Source organism: Pseudarthrobacter sp. rb, assembly GCF_056389225.1.
Window position 1 is genome coordinate 111816 of record NZ_JBWJAR010000007.1, and the last position, 16256, is coordinate 128071.

At 59.8% G+C, this 16256-nt stretch carries 19 protein-coding genes and 1 tRNA gene; 14 read left to right on the forward strand and 6 right to left on the reverse strand.

The features are described 5' to 3' along the window. Window positions 1-31: 31 nt before the first annotated feature. Complete coding sequence (locus ACWRN3_RS11410; protein ID WP_009358190.1) at window positions 32-637, reverse strand: ANTAR domain-containing response regulator; 606 nt, start codon at window positions 635-637, stop codon at window positions 32-34. Window positions 638-839: 202 nt separating this feature from the next. Here ACWRN3_RS11410 and ACWRN3_RS11415 point away from each other — a divergent pair. The 4 genes from ACWRN3_RS11415 (at window position 840) to ACWRN3_RS11430 (ending at window position 3375) form a co-directional block, all read left to right on the forward strand. Continuing rightward, window positions 840-921: transfer RNA gene (locus ACWRN3_RS11415), tRNA-Leu, on the forward strand. 87 nt (window positions 922-1008) lie between these two features. Then, on the forward strand, window positions 1009-2142 hold the full coding sequence (locus ACWRN3_RS11420) for a tyrosine-type recombinase/integrase (protein WP_476740708.1): 1134 nt from the start codon (window positions 1009-1011) through the stop codon (window positions 2140-2142). A gap of 105 nt (window positions 2143-2247) precedes the next feature. Next, window positions 2248-2520, forward strand: coding sequence for a hypothetical protein (locus ACWRN3_RS11425; RefSeq protein WP_476740709.1), 273 nt, complete (start codon window positions 2248-2250; stop codon window positions 2518-2520). Window positions 2521-2703: 183 nt separating this feature from the next. After that, on the forward strand, window positions 2704-3375 hold the full coding sequence (locus ACWRN3_RS11430) for an HNH endonuclease family protein (RefSeq protein ID WP_476740710.1): 672 nt from the start codon (window positions 2704-2706) through the stop codon (window positions 3373-3375). A gap of 477 nt (window positions 3376-3852) precedes the next feature. On the opposite strand, the gene ACWRN3_RS11435 is transcribed toward ACWRN3_RS11430, so the two are convergent. Next, a complete protein-coding gene (locus ACWRN3_RS11435) occupies window positions 3853-4068 on the reverse strand; it encodes a helix-turn-helix domain-containing protein (RefSeq protein ID WP_476740711.1) in 216 nt (71 codons plus the stop codon). 228 nt (window positions 4069-4296) lie between these two features. On the opposite strand from ACWRN3_RS11435, the gene ACWRN3_RS11440 reads away from it, so the two are divergent. Together ACWRN3_RS11440 and ACWRN3_RS11445 are read left to right on the forward strand one after the other, a co-directional pair. Beyond that, window positions 4297-4698 (forward strand): hypothetical protein, encoded by a 402-nt coding sequence (locus tag ACWRN3_RS11440; RefSeq protein ID WP_476740712.1) that lies wholly within the window; start codon window positions 4297-4299, stop codon window positions 4696-4698. A gap of 127 nt (window positions 4699-4825) precedes the next feature. After that, entirely contained in the window at window positions 4826-5644 is an 819-nt protein-coding gene (locus ACWRN3_RS11445; RefSeq protein ID WP_476740713.1) for a hypothetical protein, read from the forward strand. Between the two features lie 33 nt (window positions 5645-5677). Here the strand turns inward: ACWRN3_RS11445 and ACWRN3_RS11450 are convergent, their stop codons facing one another. Further along, on the reverse strand, window positions 5678-5908 hold the full coding sequence (locus ACWRN3_RS11450; RefSeq protein ID WP_188571321.1) for a hypothetical protein: 231 nt from the start codon (window positions 5906-5908) through the stop codon (window positions 5678-5680). A gap of 551 nt (window positions 5909-6459) precedes the next feature. Between ACWRN3_RS11450 and ACWRN3_RS11455 the strand changes: the two genes are divergently transcribed. Then, window positions 6460-6876, forward strand: a complete 417-nt coding sequence (locus tag ACWRN3_RS11455) for a hypothetical protein (RefSeq protein ID WP_476740714.1) — start codon at window positions 6460-6462, stop codon at window positions 6874-6876. A 551-nt stretch (window positions 6877-7427) separates the two neighbouring features. Here ACWRN3_RS11455 and ACWRN3_RS11460 read toward each other — a convergent pair. Then, window positions 7428-7685 carry an ArsR/SmtB family transcription factor gene (locus tag ACWRN3_RS11460; protein ID WP_476740715.1) on the reverse strand — a complete coding sequence of 86 codons (258 nt, stop codon included), beginning with the start codon at window positions 7683-7685 and terminating at the stop codon, window positions 7428-7430. A gap of 182 nt (window positions 7686-7867) precedes the next feature. On the opposite strand from ACWRN3_RS11460, the gene ACWRN3_RS11465 reads away from it, so the two are divergent. Next, complete coding sequence (locus tag ACWRN3_RS11465) at window positions 7868-8365, forward strand: hypothetical protein (protein WP_476740716.1); 498 nt, start codon at window positions 7868-7870, stop codon at window positions 8363-8365. A gap of 35 nt (window positions 8366-8400) precedes the next feature. Here the strand turns inward: ACWRN3_RS11465 and ACWRN3_RS11470 are convergent, their stop codons facing one another. After that, window positions 8401-8724, reverse strand: coding sequence for an ArsR/SmtB family transcription factor (locus ACWRN3_RS11470; RefSeq protein WP_476740717.1), 324 nt, complete (start codon window positions 8722-8724; stop codon window positions 8401-8403). 99 nt (window positions 8725-8823) lie between these two features. Here ACWRN3_RS11470 and ACWRN3_RS11475 point away from each other — a divergent pair, with 99 nt between their 5' ends. The 3 genes from ACWRN3_RS11475 (at window position 8824) to ACWRN3_RS11485 (ending at window position 11678) form a co-directional block, all read left to right on the forward strand. Further along, entirely contained in the window at window positions 8824-9807 is a 984-nt protein-coding gene (locus tag ACWRN3_RS11475; RefSeq protein WP_476740718.1) for a hypothetical protein, read from the forward strand. 249 nt (window positions 9808-10056) lie between these two features. Next, window positions 10057-10557: a hypothetical protein gene (locus tag ACWRN3_RS11480; protein ID WP_476740719.1), complete on the forward strand. Its 501-nt coding sequence runs from the start codon at window positions 10057-10059 to the stop codon at window positions 10555-10557. Further along, a complete protein-coding gene (locus tag ACWRN3_RS11485) occupies window positions 10557-11678 on the forward strand; it encodes a C40 family peptidase (RefSeq protein WP_476740720.1) in 1122 nt (373 codons plus the stop codon). Before ACWRN3_RS11480 ends, ACWRN3_RS11485 begins: the two co-directional genes overlap by 1 nt. A 94-nt stretch (window positions 11679-11772) precedes the next feature. On the opposite strand, the gene ACWRN3_RS11490 is transcribed toward ACWRN3_RS11485, so the two are convergent. Then, window positions 11773-12837, reverse strand: coding sequence for a DUF3644 domain-containing protein (locus ACWRN3_RS11490; RefSeq protein ID WP_476740721.1), 1065 nt, complete (start codon window positions 12835-12837; stop codon window positions 11773-11775). 177 nt (window positions 12838-13014) lie between these two features. Between ACWRN3_RS11490 and ACWRN3_RS11495 the strand changes: the two genes are divergently transcribed. From ACWRN3_RS11495 to ACWRN3_RS11505, 3 genes are all read left to right on the forward strand, one after another. After that, a complete protein-coding gene (locus ACWRN3_RS11495) occupies window positions 13015-13302 on the forward strand; it encodes a hypothetical protein (protein ID WP_109864358.1) in 288 nt (95 codons plus the stop codon). A 252-nt stretch (window positions 13303-13554) separates the two neighbouring features. Further along, the gene (locus ACWRN3_RS11500) at window positions 13555-14676 is read left to right on the forward strand and encodes a type IV secretion system protein (RefSeq protein ID WP_476740779.1); all 1122 of its coding nucleotides are present in this window, start codon (window positions 13555-13557) and stop codon (window positions 14674-14676) included. Continuing rightward, window positions 14669-16165, forward strand: coding sequence for an SCO6880 family protein (locus ACWRN3_RS11505; RefSeq protein ID WP_476740722.1), 1497 nt, complete (start codon window positions 14669-14671; stop codon window positions 16163-16165). Before ACWRN3_RS11500 ends, ACWRN3_RS11505 begins: the two co-directional genes overlap by 8 nt. Window positions 16166-16256 lie beyond the last annotated feature (91 nt).

Here is a 16256-nt window from a genome sequence, read left to right on the forward strand (position 1 = left end):
CGTCGTAATCCCGCCGGGCCCGGCCGGGGCGTCAGTTGACCTGGTTGATGATGGTTTCGGCGACCTCGCGCATGCTGAGGCGGCGGTCCATGGAGGTCTTCTGGATCCAGCGGAAGGCTTCCGGTTCCGTCAGGCCCATCTTGGTGGTCAGCAGGCTCTTGGCGCGTTCGACGAGCTTGCGGGTGGCGAACTGCTCCTGGAGGTCGGACACTTCGCTTTCGAGGGCCTTGATTTCCTCGTGGCGGGAGAGTGCGATCTCCAGGGCCGGGATCAGGTCAGCAGGCGTGAACGGCTTGACCACGTAGGCCATGGCGCCGGCGTCGCGGGCACGCTCCACCAGTTCCTTCTGGCTGAAGGCGGTCAGCAGCACCACGGGGGCGATGCGGGCCTTGACGATCTTCTCAGCCGCCGAGATGCCATCCATCACGGGCATCTTCACGTCCATCAGGACCAGGTCCGGCTTCAGTTCCTCGGCGAGCTGGACGGCCTTCTCGCCGTTGTCCGCCTCGCCAACGACGTCGTAGCCTTCGCCGCGCAGGATCTCGATGATGTCGAGGCGGATGAGGGTTTCATCCTCTGCCACAATGACGCGGCGCGCCGGCTGGGACGTGGGCTTGGACTCCGTCTGTTCAGTCACGGGATCTCCTTGAAAAGGTACGGCGGGACATCACTATCTTAGGTGCCACCGCGGCTGTACTTGGCTTGCAGGGGTTCGTTTGCGGCGACGGCGGCGCGATTCTGGAATTCAGCCTATCTGCATGTAGAGTAATTCCGCGTACGTGAAGCGATCGCGTTGCTCACAGTCAGCTGTGGGCGTACTTCGGCTCCACGTAATCCGCGCCCGAGTGGCGGAATTGGCAGACGCGCCGCACTCAAAATGCGGTATCGAAAGGTGTGTGGGTTCGAGTCCCACCTCGGGCACAGTGTTTCCGCAGGTCAGAGGCCTGTTTCTTCTCTGGGTGTTGACAAATCCGCCGAAAGTGTTGACAGCGGCGTACCGTTTTCTGTGTGGCCAGCATTCGCAAACGCACCAAGAAGGACGGTTCATCGTCCTACATGGTGCTGTGGCGGGACCCGAAGAGCCGCGAGCAGCAGGGCCTGACAGTTCCGAGCGCGGCCGAAGCCGAGACCCTGAAGCGGTTGCTTGATGCCAACGGTCAGTCTTTTGAAATCGCCCAGCACGCCATCCTGTCGAACGAGAAGCGTCCCCCAACTGTTGCGGACGTCATCCAGGAACACATCGACCTGTTGGTCCGCCCGTCGAGTGGGACGATCAAGACGTACCAGACGATGCTGGACCTTCACATCCGGTCAGTCATCGGTCATGTGCCAGTGGACAAGCTCGATTATCGCGTCATGGCGCATTGGGTGAAGTCGATGTTGGCCAAGGGCAAGGCGCCCAAGACGATCCACAACATCCACGGATTGATTTCAGCTGCGATGAACACCGCCGAGATGTTGGGCTACATCAGCCGCAATCCTTGCCGGGGCGTGCAGCTGCCGAACATTGAGAAAGCTGAGGATGAGGCCATGTTTCTCACCCACGCTGAGTTCAGCCTCATCATGGAGGGCATGGGGGAACGGTACAAAGCCTTCACCAATTTCCTTGTCATGACGGGTACGCGCTTTGGCGAGGCCACTGCCCTTACCGTGGCCGACGTCGACTTGCTCTCCAAACCACCCACCGCCCGGATCAACAAGGCATGGAAGCGGGACGGGCAGAACCAGTTCTACGTTGGCCCGACCAAGACCGGAGCCGGTAAGCGAACTATCGGCCTGAACCCCGCCCTGGTTGAGCTCCTGATCCCCTTGGTGGCAAGCAGGCCAGGAAAAGAACTTGTGTTCACGTCGCCGAAGGGCGACCGGATCTATCACAAGCTCTACTGGGATGACTACTGGCTCCCAGCCGTTCGAACGGCCCAGGCAATCGGCTTGACCAAAAACCCGCGAATCCACGACCTGCGCCACACGCACGCGTCCTGGCTGATCCAGGACGGCGTCCCCCTGTTCACTATCTCTCGCCGGCTCGGGCACGCCTCCACGAAGACCACCGAGCAGGTTTACGGGCACCTGATGCCTGAGGCACTGCAAGTGGGTGCTGATGCCACTGAACGCTCGGTAACAGCTTTCCAACGGCTATAGGGAGCCTTCAAGGAGTCGGCGCGCGCGATTACGGATCTCGGTCATGTTGGCGAGTCCTGCCGGGTGCATGAACTGGGAAACGTGCACCTATTCCTTGGAGACGCTGTGGATATCGAATTTTTTGAGCCTGCCGAAGCAGCAGCGCTGATGCGCTGCACTGAGTCTTGGCTGCGTGACGGCGCGACCAGCGGAAAGTTCCCGCACGCCTGCTGGGGCAAGGGAAAGATCATCTTTACCTCAGAGCACATCCGGGAAATTGCGAGATTGAGCGAGATCCTTCCTGGTGGCGCGGAGTCCAGGCAATCAACGGAGCAACCCCTGACCAAGCAGCGGCTGATAGGGACCCGTTCCAAGGCCCGCCTGGCCACGGTGAATTGATTCGGCCTGCCAGGGGCTTCCTGGTTCAGTTCTTACACTTGCACCGGTGTGGCGGGCACGACATGTCCTCTTACCGCTTGCACAAGGTGGCCGAAGTTAGTGTGAAGCAACTCGCCTCAATACGGAAAGGCCGTTCAAATCATTCGCTCGATTGCCCCAGCCCTGACAGTCGCTGCCGCCCTCTTGCTGGTCGGCCCGCTTGCCGGCTGTGACGCTGCCGCCCATGCCATAGAGGGCATCGGAACCGCTCCAAGTACCTCTGCTGGTCAGTATTCGGACGGTGGCGCTGCCCGAGAGGCAGGACAAGCCCTCGTCCAGCTTGAGACCATCCCGGTCAAGGGCCGAGCCCCAAAGACTGGTTACACCCGCGATGAGTTCGGACCCGCCTGGGCCGACACTGACCACAACGGCTGCGACACACGTAATGACATCCTCGCCCGCGACCTGACCGAGGAGACGTTCAAGCCCGGTACCAACAACTGCGTCGTCGCGACAGGCACACTGGCCGACAGGTACACGGGCACCACGATCAACTTCGTCCGCGGGCAGGACACCAGCTCCGATATCCAAATTGACCATATTGTCCCGCTTAGCGACGCGTGGCAGAAAGGTGCCCAGCAGCTGAGCGCAGATCAGCGCAAAGAGCTCGCGAACGACCCACTGAACCTCATGGCCGCCGACGGCCCCGCAAACAGCGCGAAAGGCGACAAGGATGCCGCCACATGGCTTCCGCCGAACAAGAGTTTCCGGTGTGAGTATGTCGAGCGGCAAACAGCAGTCAAAATGAAATACAGTCTCTGGGTCACGCACGCCGAGCACGACGCCATAGTTGACATCTTGAAGGGCTGCCAGTGACACCCTGGAAAGGATGAGCGTGAACCAATCAGGGGCCGCTCACATATGCTCCTGATCCCCTTCTATGGCTCGCGATACCGGTCTGCAATCGGCGGATTAGCAATGTCGTCTTTCACTGGCCGCAAAGGACATCAGTCGATGGAGCATTGAGAGCGATGACCACGACCTCGTGGATGTGCTGATGAACGGGCCCCGCTTTATCGGCGTCCTTGCGAAAAATACCGGATACGCGCCGATTCGCCAGCCGCCACTGAGGAGGAGGAAGAAACGTTGCTATGATCAGCTGACAGTACGGTCAACCTGCTGGCTGTCGTCGGCATTCATTGTCCGCGCCCAAGCCACGTGCCCAAGAAAAACTTGCACCTCATTCTGGTGAAGATATCTGAGGACATCCAGGCGGGAGGTACAGGCCACTAAGACGATTGACCGCAGCCGCCCGAGTGACAGGGCGCCCCGAGCTTCCTGAACAGGATATGCCTAGTCGGCGGCCCTCAGCTGCAGCGCGCGGTACCGGTCCACATTAGCCCTTGGAATCCGGAGCGGACTGTTGGTCCGATCACGCCAAGCCTTATAGGCATTCGGTAAGTCCCCAGACCTGGCCATGATCCGTATCGTCTTCGGATGGTGACGGATGTGCTCCGCGACCTGCTTCACGCTGGCATCCCCGGTCTTTTTCGCGGTGCTGTTGTCCATAGTCAGAAACCCATGGCCGGACGTTGGCCAGAGTAAGCATTCCCCAGCCTTGGCCGTGTTCCATCAAGATTCGCCAAGGAAATCGAGACAAAGCATGTTGTAGGTGGACGCCCGGCAGCGGCCTAATCCATACTCTGGAAATTGACGCTGGCTGCTGGGCCAGCAGCGAATGATTTTGGGGGAGTAATGCGGCAACGTTCTGGGCACTTTGCAATGGCAAAAGGTGGAGTGGCGGTGCTGGCGCTGGTGGCAGTTGTCGCCGGAATGGCCGGATGCGCTGGTGAACCGGATAAGACTGAGGCTGCCAAAGTGGAGCCCGTGAAGACCTACGACAAAGTGGCAGATCTGAAGGATGCCTTTGTGAAGGCTGGCGGAAAGTGCCAGGACTGGACCGAGTCGAACAAGGTGAAGATTGCTTCCCAGTCCGGGGAATGCGGGACGGCTAGCGTCCTCTCGGTCTACCTATCCAAGGACGCCGTGGAGCGACGTATTGAAGCTACCAAGAGCTCAATCTTCGGGGACTCTGGCAACGACTGGCTAGTCGGGGACAACTGGATCATCAACGATGACGACGTCGCAGACCTCCAGCCCAAACTTGGCGGACGTATCGTGTCCTTCGAATCGAAGTAGGACCTTCTGCTAACCGATGGTTCTAAGGGCGATGGGCCCGCAAGATCGGCAGCTGTCGAAATTAGGGATCCCAGCCCCTGCGACGGGGAAATCCACCGCTTACCCACCGGAAAGAGGTATTGCCAACTTGGCCACAACCGAAATCTTCATGCGGTCACTTTCGGGTGGCACACCTGAAACAACTGAGGCCTTATGGCTTGATGCCTTCCTCGTGGAGATACAACGGCAGGCTGAACTCGGCAGCCGCTACATCAAGAGAGCCTGGACTAGAGCCATGGCCGAGGGGACCCCCAGCAACGACGCCATGGTTTGGGGGGACCTTCAAGCAGCCCTCTTTGCCGCCATCGTCGTACAACGGATACTGCAACCCGGGCCCGTGCGCCAACACCCCAGGGCCACGAAGGAGAGCCGGCAGCAACACGCTGACTACCGCGGTAGTCGGTTGCGTGAGCTTTTGCGGGTTGATGACAGCTGGCCTCTGTTCCTTGCGAAGGATGTCCGGGACGCCTGCGAGCATTTCGATGAAAAGCTCGATGCTGTGGTACTGGATGGAATGGTGTCTCTGGTGGACTGGCATATAAGTCACGACGGAAAAATGCTTCAAACGCCGCCGCAGCCCGTGGAGGGGCAGAAGTTGGCCGCAGACTTGCGTGCCTTTTATCCACGGGGAGGGCTACTACGGTTTTCCGCTCGCTACACGCTAGACATCTTCAACCTGGATGTCGCCTTCCTCAACTTGCTGGAAGATGACGGCGTGGAGCGGGTAAGGACCGCGCTGAGGGAAGGAATCCAGGGGCCGATGGTCTTTGGATCAACGCAGTACGTTTATCTCATGTCGGAGGAGAACGAGGACCTTCGAGTCAAGGAGTGGATGGATGTAAGGGAGACGGCTGGGGTCCCAGTCCCCAGAACGCTAGGCGAAGTTCGGTTCCGACGGGAGACGTAATCGGAAGTGCCCGGCAGCGGCCAAGCCGTCACCTTAGCTCTCAGTGAAAAGAGCGATCATGGTGGCTACAAACCCTAGCGCTGCGCCTCCAATGCCCAGGATCTTCCCACGCTGCGCCTGCCATGGCGTATCGGGTGTCTCCATGATGATCAGGCCCTCGTTTTCCGGGTCTAAACGGATGCTATGTGGGCTACTCCATATGATGCCGAGAACGGTAAGGACGACGGCAACAACTGCGATGGACAGGAGAACGATGATCTTCACGCGGCCATCCTTACATGCAAGGGCGGCTAGCATCGAACCTGGCAATTTCTGTAGCAGCGAGGTATGGGGGCGTCGGGTTGGAACCGTCAGTTTTTTGGACAATGATCGCGGCAATGGCGACCACAGCTTCAGCATGTGTGATCGCCTGGCAGTCCATAGAGACTCGAAAGTCCGCGGGGGAGGCCAAACGGTCGGCCGATGCAAGCGAAGCTGCTGTGAGGTCGGCAAACGATGCTCTTGAACTAACCCGGCAACAAGCGAAACACTCACAACTCATGGCCGCGGAGGCTATCCGTTCCCGCATGGAAGCCAGAGGGCCTGTGGTTACCACCTCCTTTAGTGATACCGACGAAAACGGAAGCCCTCGACCTTACGGGTTTGCAGTGGGTGCATCTTGGGATGAGCAGACTTATCAACAAGTCAAGCCTGGCCACGTATTCTTTGAAACGAGAGATGACGACCAATGGCTTTTTGCTGTGATCCGCGTTGCCTTTACGAATACCAGTCAGCACCCTGTGACTGTGTAGAGTCCGGCTATTCTGCGGCGATTTATGGACGGGACGCTCTCGGGGCCTCTCCGCCGGGTGCGACTACACGGCATTGACAGCACGGCTAATGTGGGCGGCGGATTCTTGCTCGTTGGGGCCCGCATCAGTCAGTGGATCTCGGTAATTCGACACGACAGCAGGGAGTATCAGGTCGGCGCATCAGCTGCGTGGTGGACGGATATCGACGGAGAAGTTGGAGTGCAGATTCCCCAGACTGTCAAGATCATGGGGACGCTCTTGGAAGGCGGTGACAAGAAGGGGGAGTGGCGTCTGAGGGGCTTCGGGCCGGACGTGAATTACCCGTCGGCTATAGTGCTGGAGCCCCAGAAGCGGCACTACGTTGTCGGTTTGGATTCCAACGGCCATAGGCACGAACTGCCACCACTCGAGCCGGACGAGTTGGCGTTCGATGCCACGTAACTGGGCAGACAGCCCCGGCGCGACACGTTGGGGCCGTCCGCAGGTGAAGCTCTACATGTCTGGTAAGGCAAGGTTCTGAGGTCGAAAGGCCTATGTATCGACCAACGCCGTCAGCATCTGAACTTCAAGCGAGGATCCATCATTCTTAGTATTGGTCCCCAGACCGTCGGTAGTTCATAACGTTCACGGCGTTGGCCATGGTGCCCGCCCTCTCGTCCAGAGGCGGGTATTGGATAGAGCGTGCGGGCTACGCCCGGCTGATTTCTCGGGCTGAAGGTCGCGTTTACTGTCCATAGTAAAAAGGGCGGAATCGCGTTCCGGAACTGGTGATCGCGGTGGGGCTGCTCACGCTGGGCGCCAAGGTAGGCGGTGCTTGCGGCTCCAACTCTCGCACTCCACCGCATTGCGGACACGTCGACCCTATCTGAAGTTACAATACAATTTGCAAGAAGCCGGCCGGACTTCCTTCAGCCGGTTTCTCTTGACGAGTAGGGGCGCTCGCTTGAGTGGAAGCGCAATTTCAATATGTGTGGGGCTTCGCTGGGTGGGTATCAGGAGTCGGTAACGGGGCATTGGAACCTGGCGGACAGCTCGCGAAGCTGCTGCTCGATCTGGTCGAGTTGAGCGGTGCATGTTCCTGCCGCCGACGTGACAACGCCTGCCCCACGGAGCAGCGCCATCTGGCGACGAACCGTCGACTGCGAAAGTCCCAAGGCAAGAGAGGCGTCACTGCAAGAGGCTGGGCCATGGGCTATCAGGAAGCGAAGGAGTCGGATTCGCGTCCGGTCCATAAGTATGTCCTCTGCCATGGAGACCACCACTGAATGACGTTGAGTAAGCTGGACCACCTGTAGACGGGTCTACAGGCGAGGATACGCTGATTCGTAGGGGGATGGAAGCATCACGGAACCCTTGTTGCAGCCGTCGTTCGCCAAGGGAATACTGGGCACCAGGGTTGACGTGAATCCATGTACCAGGAGGGAGGCAAGTCTTGGCTTCTGATGAAGAGGCATCCAATGACGGCCTGTCTCCACAGGCAGAATTGGCGCGACGCCTGAACCTTCTGCTTGATGTTGTGGTTGCCGAGCGAGGTCAGCCCGTCACTTTCCGAGAGGTTCAGCAGAAGCTACAGAGCAGGGGAATCAAGCTATCCAGAGCCCGTTGGTTCTACATGAAGGACGGCACGGGGAGACTCGTCAGTGACCCGGCCTTGCTTGGCGCTCTGTGTGAGATCTTCAATGTCGACCCTGGTTATCTGCAGGGTGGCGAGGCCGCTGACCTGCCCGAGCGCATTGATTCACAGCTTGAGTTTGTGAAGTCCCTTCGCGCAGCCCGAGTGAAGACCTTTGCGGCCAGGGCTCTTGGTGATGTGTCCCCGGAGACGCTTCGTGCCATCACAGAGTATTTGAACAGGGACATCAACCGGCGGCCGGAAGGTGAGCAAGCAGCGGCGGGTTCGTCGTCGGATGCGGGTGAAGCAGGGGAGTAGGTCGAATAGGCGCTACCGCCGTCGCAATGTTGCCACTACTGCTCGAGCAGGTAGCTCAGGTGCGCGTCGAGCAGTTCCTTTATTCGGCCTGCATTGGCAGAGTACCGGGGCGACCGTCCGTGCCGGCGCCCAGGTTCGACGTCGACAATCACCACGCCCGCGTCCTCCAAGGCCGCGAGGTGCTTGGCTACGCTTGGTTCGCCGGCGCTAACCGCGGCGACAATGTCGCCGCGCGTCGCCGGTCCGTTGGCCGTAAGAAATCGGAGAATCTCGTTCCGCGACCGGTTACCAAAGGTAGCGACGGCAGCCTCAACGTCGGCCGACCAGGCGGCGTCGTGTGGCTGGGTAATCCGCGGCATATCGATATTCTTCCCGAAGGTTGACCAAAAAGTAAGAACGGCACCCTTGACGATACTTTAAGTATCTTCGACAATAACTTGTATAGCTTCTACTGATCGTTGCTGGATCTGCGCATCCACGCCCGCGAGTTGCTCCATCCGCGACTCTGCTTACTACTCGATCTGGATAAAAGTGGTGAAGTCGTGGAACTCGACGCCAAACCAAATAAACCCGCCAGGGCACCAGCTAAGACCATAAGTGTCGACGTCTCATTGCTAAACCCTCCTGCGGGAGGGGAGCGCAATATCCCGATCGACCGCATCATGAGCGCGGTCAACAGCGTTCAGGGTTACGTGGTTTCCCGTCTGACGCGGATTGGGCGTACCTGCGACGTGGACGACCTCATGCAGGACATTCGGGTCGCGGTATGGGACGGCGTGACGAGGGGGCGCTACCGGGAGTTGCCGGGCATCCCGTTCGAAGCCTGGGTCCAAGGTGTCTGCAACAAGATCTGCGCGGCGCACGTCCGGCGCGAACTCAGTCATCAGACTTTGCCGCTGCTCATGGATTTCACGACGGCGGAAGCATCGCCTGAAGTTCTTGCTGTCGTTAGCGCAGGGTTGGGTTGGGACAGCACGGAGAAGTATGTCGATCACGCGTGGGCGCAGGCCATGCTCAGCCTGGTGCAGAGAAACGTCAAGGAGGACACGTGGCAACTCGCTGTCTCTAGTCTGGTTGGGCCACGGCACTATGGGCCCCCATCGCCAAGCGACAGACGACGCTGGCATGCCGTTACTGTCGTGCGGCAGACCGCTATGACGATCAGTGCTGCACTGTCTTGCCACCCCGAGCCGGGGCTAAGCATGGAAGGTCTTTGTCGGTGCGCTGCCAACTGCCTTCCCACAGACGTTTTGAGAAAAGTGGCCGAGACAATAGTCCGCCCTGGGCTGTGCGGCCTACCCAGGTCCATGCAGATGTCCGCCCTAGCGACCGAGCTTGGCGTAAGTGAGCGATATATCGCCGTAAACATCGGCTTCGCGCGGCAGTTGTACCGGACGGCTTGGCGGGTGCTCCAGCACGAAGCCAACAGACAGTCCTCCTAAGTCATGGTTGGCTGGGGAACGGGAAGCCGGGGAATACGCGCCCTCCATGTGGTGGGCCGTCGGCGCTCGATCTTTGCCGGACTCTTCGTTGTCTTGATGTTAAGCGGCCTCGTTTTCCTGTCCTGGCCGGGCGATGGGCCGGGTGCGTCGTCGGTCCCAATCCCGACACCCAGCACGCCTTTAGCGTCGGTGCCTTCCGGAACGCCCTCAGCAACGGGCGCGCCTTCTACTCTGCCTGTCGAAACCAATGTGGCTGCACTGGCCTCGCCTGTTGATCTTTCGCCAACGCTCGACTTCCGAGCGCTCGCTGTAGAGGCAGCAAAGGGAATCTACACTTGGGACAGCCGCTCGTCGTCGTACTCGGACGTGTATGCACGGGTGCGCTCGTGGTGGGAGTTGCTTCCCGATGGATCCAACCCCTTGTCGGTGTTGGTCAAAGAGTTCGAGGCCACTGGCGTCACTGCCACTTCCTTTGCGAGCCTTGGACAGCAGTCGGCGCGCCGGACCGGCACAGCGCAATCTGTTCGCTGCGATCTTGAGTTGGCCAAAGTTCAGGAATTCCCACCTCCCTGGGCGGGCCTTCATGTGTGCACTGTGATCGTGCAAGTGGTCGATGAGACCAGCAGGGATCGAAACACTTATTCGACACCTATAACGGTGATGCTGAACTGCCCGCCCGCGGTTACAGCCCCTGCGGACCACTGCGCCATGGTTGCCTTCTATGCGACCGCAGACCGGATCGTCTACTGATGATCGGTCTTGTGGCAGTGGCGAGTCTGGTCAGGCGACGGGCACTGCTGAAGGGTGTCGCTGCCGCTGTTACTGTCCTTGTGCTTCTCGGCCTGATGGCGTTCGTCGCGGGTGTGGCTCTAGTTGCTGGTCTGAGAGGCGAGCCCACTCTCGCTTGTGCTCCGGCTGATGCTGCATCTACTAGCACGGGTATGGGGACTGCCGAGGGTCTGGAGGTCCGCGATGGCAGCCAGGTGCTATACGAGCTGAACTCGCGACAGGAAAGCGTGGCCCGCGCGTACATTGGGGTCGGGAAACAGCTTGGCGTACCCCGTTCGGGACAGATCATTGCCATCATGATGGCAATGCAGGAGTCGAGTTTGCGCGTACTCGCAAACCCCAGGGTGCCGGCTTCCATGGGCTTTCCGAATGACGGCGTTGGGAGCGACCACGACTCAATAGGCTCGGCTCAACAACGTCCCACGGCGGGGTGGGGGAGCGTTGAGCAGCTTATGGACGTCTTCTACAACGCTCGCGCCTTTTACGGCGGCCCTTTGGGTCCCAACCGAGGAAGTCCTCGAGGGCTGCTCGACGTACCCGGGTGGCAGGCGATGGACAAAGACCTGGCTGCTCAGGCAGTCCAGGTATCTGCTTTTCCCGAGCTATACGCGCGTTGGGAGCGTGCCGCGACAGCAGTCGTTGCTGCGTTGGAACCGGACACGTCGCCAGCTCCTTGCTCATCTTCGCCGCCCAAAGCGGGGCCTGCGGCCTCTTGGAAAAACCTGAGTCAGCTCCGCCAGGATATTCTGCGGTTCACGCAGGAAGGTCTAGGTGGACGGTATGTGTGGGGTGGCACTGCTTTCAAAGCCTGGGACTGTTCCGGCTACGTGCAATGGATCTATCGGCAGGCTGGAATCGAACTGCCGCGGGTGGAGCAGTGGCGTGGTGGGGTACGGACCGACGACCCGCAGCCGGGGGACCTGGTGGTCCAAAATCCGCAGGGACCGGATAATTGGGGCCATGTGGGCATATACGCCGGCGATGACATGATGTGGAGCGCGCTGAACCCGGACGTCGGGACGTTGCTACATCCGATCAGCTGGAACACTGGGACTGCTTACTTCAACCTTTTAGAGCGGTAGACATCGCTCGTGTTCCTTCAGCACCGGGCAGGCATTCTGGCTTATGAGTCGAACATCTTTGCGTACGCACAGCAGCGGGAGCAGCCCCAGCCCCTCAGGTCTCAGGGACGGAAGGTTCGGGAGTGCGCCCACGTGCCTTTTCATGCTTTTCGGGCTCCGATAGTTCCTGGATTAGTGTGGCCACATAGGCCTTCGTGTAGACGTGATTCTTGTGGGCCTTGCTGTAGATGCAGTTTGTGCCATCGGCGAAGGTGGCGGAGGCGCCATGACCCTTCTTAGGACCTACACCATCTCGATGCCGCATTTTCGTGAAGTCGTTCACGGAGAATCGGAACTTGGTTTGCTCCTGGACGGCATTGGCTGCAGCAGCAGGAAGCATCTCGTCGTCGAAGCCACTGGCTTTCAACTTTTCGAAAATAAGCACCTTTCCCGTTTTTCCGGCTGCTACGGCTTCTGCTAACTCTTCCTCTGAAAGCTCTTTGGCGTTTACGAATTTGAAGGCCAGATCCGCTTCGTCCTTGACTCCGCGGATTGGCTGAAGCTGGATTCTGTATTCGAAACGAGGATCCTGGCGGATAGCAGCGGGGATAGTGGCCTCGAACTCCGAAATGTACGTCTTCGCTTCCAATGGCAGGCCGCGGCGGAGGCTTCTTTGCTCATCCATGCCTTCGGGCGAAAGTGACTGCACGAACACCGGAAATCTTAGTTCGTCAGCAAGGGACTCCGTTGCACCAAAGTGCCGCGTGAGTTCGGCTTCGAAGTTGATTACGCAGGCATGAGCATGAGCTGCTGTGGCGATCAACAAGCTTCTTTCGAAGCGGTGCTCGATTGAATTCCGCAGACCTATGAAGAACTCAACGTTCAGCCGAATCGGGTCATGCTCCTTGTATGAAACATCCAGGCAAGTTTGTAGGTCCCATGACTGTTTTTGCCCGTACTTATCTCGCTTGTAGAGGCGGCTGCCCTTTGATGCTCGGAAGTAGATGTTAGTTTTCTTCCTCATAAGCTGGGCGTGAAGAAGGTTTTGCCAGGCCAGGTGCATGTGAACAACAAAATCAGCATAGCTTTGGCGTTCGCCTGGCCTGTTATAGAAGTCAACCGCGACACAGGCTTGGCGCCGAGCCTCGCGCATTGTGTGCCACCAGTCAGCCTTGGCCAAATTTCCCCCTTGTTCGTTTATCCGCCGCGCTAGCAGTTGCGACAACGGCAAACCTGCTCAACGCGAACTCTAATTAAATCTGCTCAGAACAAGAAATGTCATGTCGTTCGGCCCCGCCCCCTCCATGAACGTGTGAGCTCATCTGCTCACCCATGGAATACGACGGACGGAGCACCCATGTTTCTGGCAGCGGTGGACCCGGGAATCACGCCGAACGCTAGCTTTCCCTTCCTTGAATCGCTCAAACAAATCGGCGGCGGCATCCTCGTCGGCGCCTTCATCATCATCGCAATCGTGGCGATCATCGGCGCAGCCCTGCTGCTGGCCGGCAAGCTGAGCCAATCGTCGCGCCTGGCTTCCAGCGGAGGCGTGATCCTCCTCTGGACAGGGCCCGTGGCTGCCATCCTTGGCGGCATCAACGGCTACATCCTCTGGTCGCAGACCGCATTCCCTCTCGGGTTCTAGGTCATGCCCGTTGAGTGCGATCTCGATGGATGGTGGCCGCCCGGATGCGGCTTGGTGTCACAGGCAAACGACAATGCCCTCGGCGCGGTCACGTCACTGTTCGCAAACATTCTGCAGAACATGGCGTCGTGGCTGTGGGCCTTCATCACGGGTGCCTTCACTGTGTCGAACGTCGACGACTCCCAGTGGCTGTCCATCCAGGGACTCACGAGCTGGTGGGTGATAGTAATGCTGACTCCGCTCGCCGTCGTAATGATTTTGCAGCTGCTCTCGGGGCTAATTAGCCAGCAACCCAGACGCATTGGAAGGGCGATGATAGGCGGCGCCGTCGCCATCCCACTCGTGGGCGGCGCCGTTTACCTTGTCCGTCAGTTGACGCGGGCAACAGACTTGGCGTCTGCCGCCCTCCTCCAATCGATTGGTTCCGACCCCTATCTTGTCTTCATGCGGCTCTTCGGCTTTGAACGAGCGCCGCAGGGAAGTGGCCGGGAATGGAACCTGGTTTCACTGGCTCCCGGAAACACCGGCGGCCCGGCGGGCGCTGCCGTGGTGACCATGATGGCAGTCGTGGTCGTCTGGATACTCGCCTTCATTCTGATGTGCTCGATGATCTTCCGCTCGTTCGCCCTCGTTGTCCTCGCCGCCGTCGCCCCCGTGGCCCTCATGCTGCTGCCTTGGGACAAGACAAAATCCTGGGCTCGTCGCTGGTGTGAGGTCGTCATCGCGTTGGTTGTGGCCAAGCCCTTGGCTGCAACAGTCTTGGCCGTCGCCGTAAAGCTCTTTGCCGACTCCAAGTCCTTCGCGGGCTTGGCAGCCGGAACCGTAGGCATGGCCCTCGCATGTGGGGCACCCATGATGGCCCTGCGCCTCGTGAGCTTCGCTGGAGGGGAACTGGCTGCAGCCGCTCAAACGGCTGGCGGTGGCCACGTTCTGTCGCGAAGCACCAGTGTTGCGGCCCGGCAAATCAGTCGGCAGGCAGGCGGCCGACTGACTCTCGCGAACATGGTGAGTCGTTCCGCCATGACACGGCCCATCAGTTCGAGCCGTAACGTCTTCCCGACACAGGTGTCAGCTCCTCCTGTGCCCGCCGGGTTGACCTCACCGGACCCCGATGGAGGACAGAGAGCCTTGAAGACAGGATCGTCAACCGGATCACCGGATGCACCCCAGTCCGCTGAACCCAGGGGGTTCGTGCGTGCAAGTCCGCCAAGCCAAGGCGGCGCTGCTCCAGCGCCAGCCCGGCAGAGCACACCTACAGAACCGGGATCGCGAGGGCGGCCTCCCGCTAACACCCCCGGACCGTCGAGCCCGCAACCTCCGAAACCCCAGCCAGCAAGAATTGATCCTCCGAAGGGAGGCACCCCTCATGTCTGAAGACGGGCATGCGTTGGAAGCCGTCAAATTCCCAAGGTACGAACGCCGCGGCTTCTTCCTCGGGCTCAAGTGGTACCAATTGCTCATTGTGGCCGGGGGAGTCACGGTAGCCATCGTTGCCTCTGCGAGCCACGGTCCAGTGGGTCTATTCACCACTGGACCCATGTGGCTCGCGCTGATACTGCTCGGAATACTGCAGTACTCCCGTGTCCCATATCCAGTCTGGGCACAACAGATCGCGACGTTCTTTTACCGCGCAGCCGCGGGCCAGACGAGGTTCCTCGTAAAGCCTGAAGGTCCACGCCTCGCCGGCCGACTTGCCCTTCCGGGCGGGTTGGGCACTCTGGAGATTCGAACTACCGCTCATGGGGAATGCTTCCTGGTCGATGGCCACGGCAAGGAAGCAATCGCGGTGCTCCGATGCAGTACGCGTTCGTTCGCTCTCTTGGATGCTGACGATAAAGCGTGGGCAGTCCAGGCTTGGTCACGCGTTCAGGCCGGCATGGCCCAACGGCAAAGCGTTGCCCGCATCGCCATCCAGGACTACACCGTGCCCTACCCGTCATCGTCCCTCTGGGACTTCTACAGGGAGAATGCCCTGCCGGCGCGAGACAAGGAAGACTCTGGATGGGGTCAACGTGCATACGAGGACTTACTGGGGGCCGCCGGCTCAGCCATGAGCCATGAGCTGGTTGTCGCGGTTGTCCTGGACACGAGCAAGGCGCGACGGCGGATCAGGGAGTCGGGCGGGGGCGTCACCGGCCTTGAACACGTTTTGCGGCTCGAAGTCGATGCGATACGAACGTCGCTGGGTACTCACAACGTCAAGGTCGAGGAATGGTTCGGCGAGGCGGGGTTGCTTGCCATCATTCGCGGCGCTTTCGATCCTGCCCTTTTGCCCGCCGGCAAAGCGATGGCCGCGACAGCTTCGGCGTCGAGTGCACCAGCAGCAGAGTCTACGGATGAGCTCATGAGGCAAGGCCCGATGGGCGTTGAGGAGCACTGGACCTACCTGCGGACAGATTCCGGCTTCCACCAGACCTTTTGGATTGCTGAATGGCCGCGGCAGAAAGTCTTCCCGGGTTTCCTCCACCCCCTGATCTATGTGGGCGAATTCCGCCACACCTTCACCGAGGTTATTCGGGCGGTACCGACCGCCGAAGCACTTCGTGACATCCGCTCAGCCCAGGAAGCCCACGAGACCCGTCGCCGCATCAATGCACGCTTCGACAGACCGCTCACCCGTGAGCAAAGGGCCGAGGAGGAAGAAGTGACACAACGGGAGGAAGAGATTGTCGCCGGCCACGGTGACGTCCGCCCGGCCGCTTATATGACCGTCACAGCGACCTCACTGGAGGACTTGGCACGGCACCGTCAGGAGCTTGAGTCCGCAGCGGCGGGCGCTTTCGTTGAGCTGCGGCTTCTCTACGGACAGCAATGGGCGGCCTTTGTAGCGAGCGGCCTTCCACTGGGAAGGGGACTGCGGTGAAGACGACCAAGGCCACTTTCGAATACCTTCCGTCGGGCAAGAACCGGGACGAGTGGAAAGCACGACGCCGACCGGCACCACAGGAGCCCGG

Bases quoted from the DNA above. Each gene is read 5' to 3' on its own strand.
- ACWRN3_RS11505 (WP_476740722.1), top strand. From the start codon at position 14,669: ATGTCTGAAGACGGGCATGCGTTGGAAGCCGTCAAATTCCCAAGGTAC.
- ACWRN3_RS11470 (WP_476740717.1), bottom strand. From the start codon at position 8,724: ATGCCGCGGATTACCCAGCCACACGACGCCGCCTGGTCGGCCGACGTT.
- ACWRN3_RS11460 (WP_476740715.1), bottom strand. From the start codon at position 7,685: ATGGCAGAGGACATACTTATGGACCGGACGCGAATCCGACTCCTTCGC.
- ACWRN3_RS11495 (WP_109864358.1), top strand. From the start codon at position 13,015: ATGTTTCTGGCAGCGGTGGACCCGGGAATCACGCCGAACGCTAGCTTT.
- ACWRN3_RS11500 (WP_476740779.1), top strand. From the start codon at position 13,555: ATGATTTTGCAGCTGCTCTCGGGGCTAATTAGCCAGCAACCCAGACGC.
- ACWRN3_RS11485 (WP_476740720.1), top strand. From the start codon at position 10,557: ATGATCGGTCTTGTGGCAGTGGCGAGTCTGGTCAGGCGACGGGCACTG.
- ACWRN3_RS11455 (WP_476740714.1), top strand. From the start codon at position 6,460: ATGGACGGGACGCTCTCGGGGCCTCTCCGCCGGGTGCGACTACACGGC.
- ACWRN3_RS11435 (WP_476740711.1), bottom strand. From the start codon at position 4,068: ATGGACAACAGCACCGCGAAAAAGACCGGGGATGCCAGCGTGAAGCAG.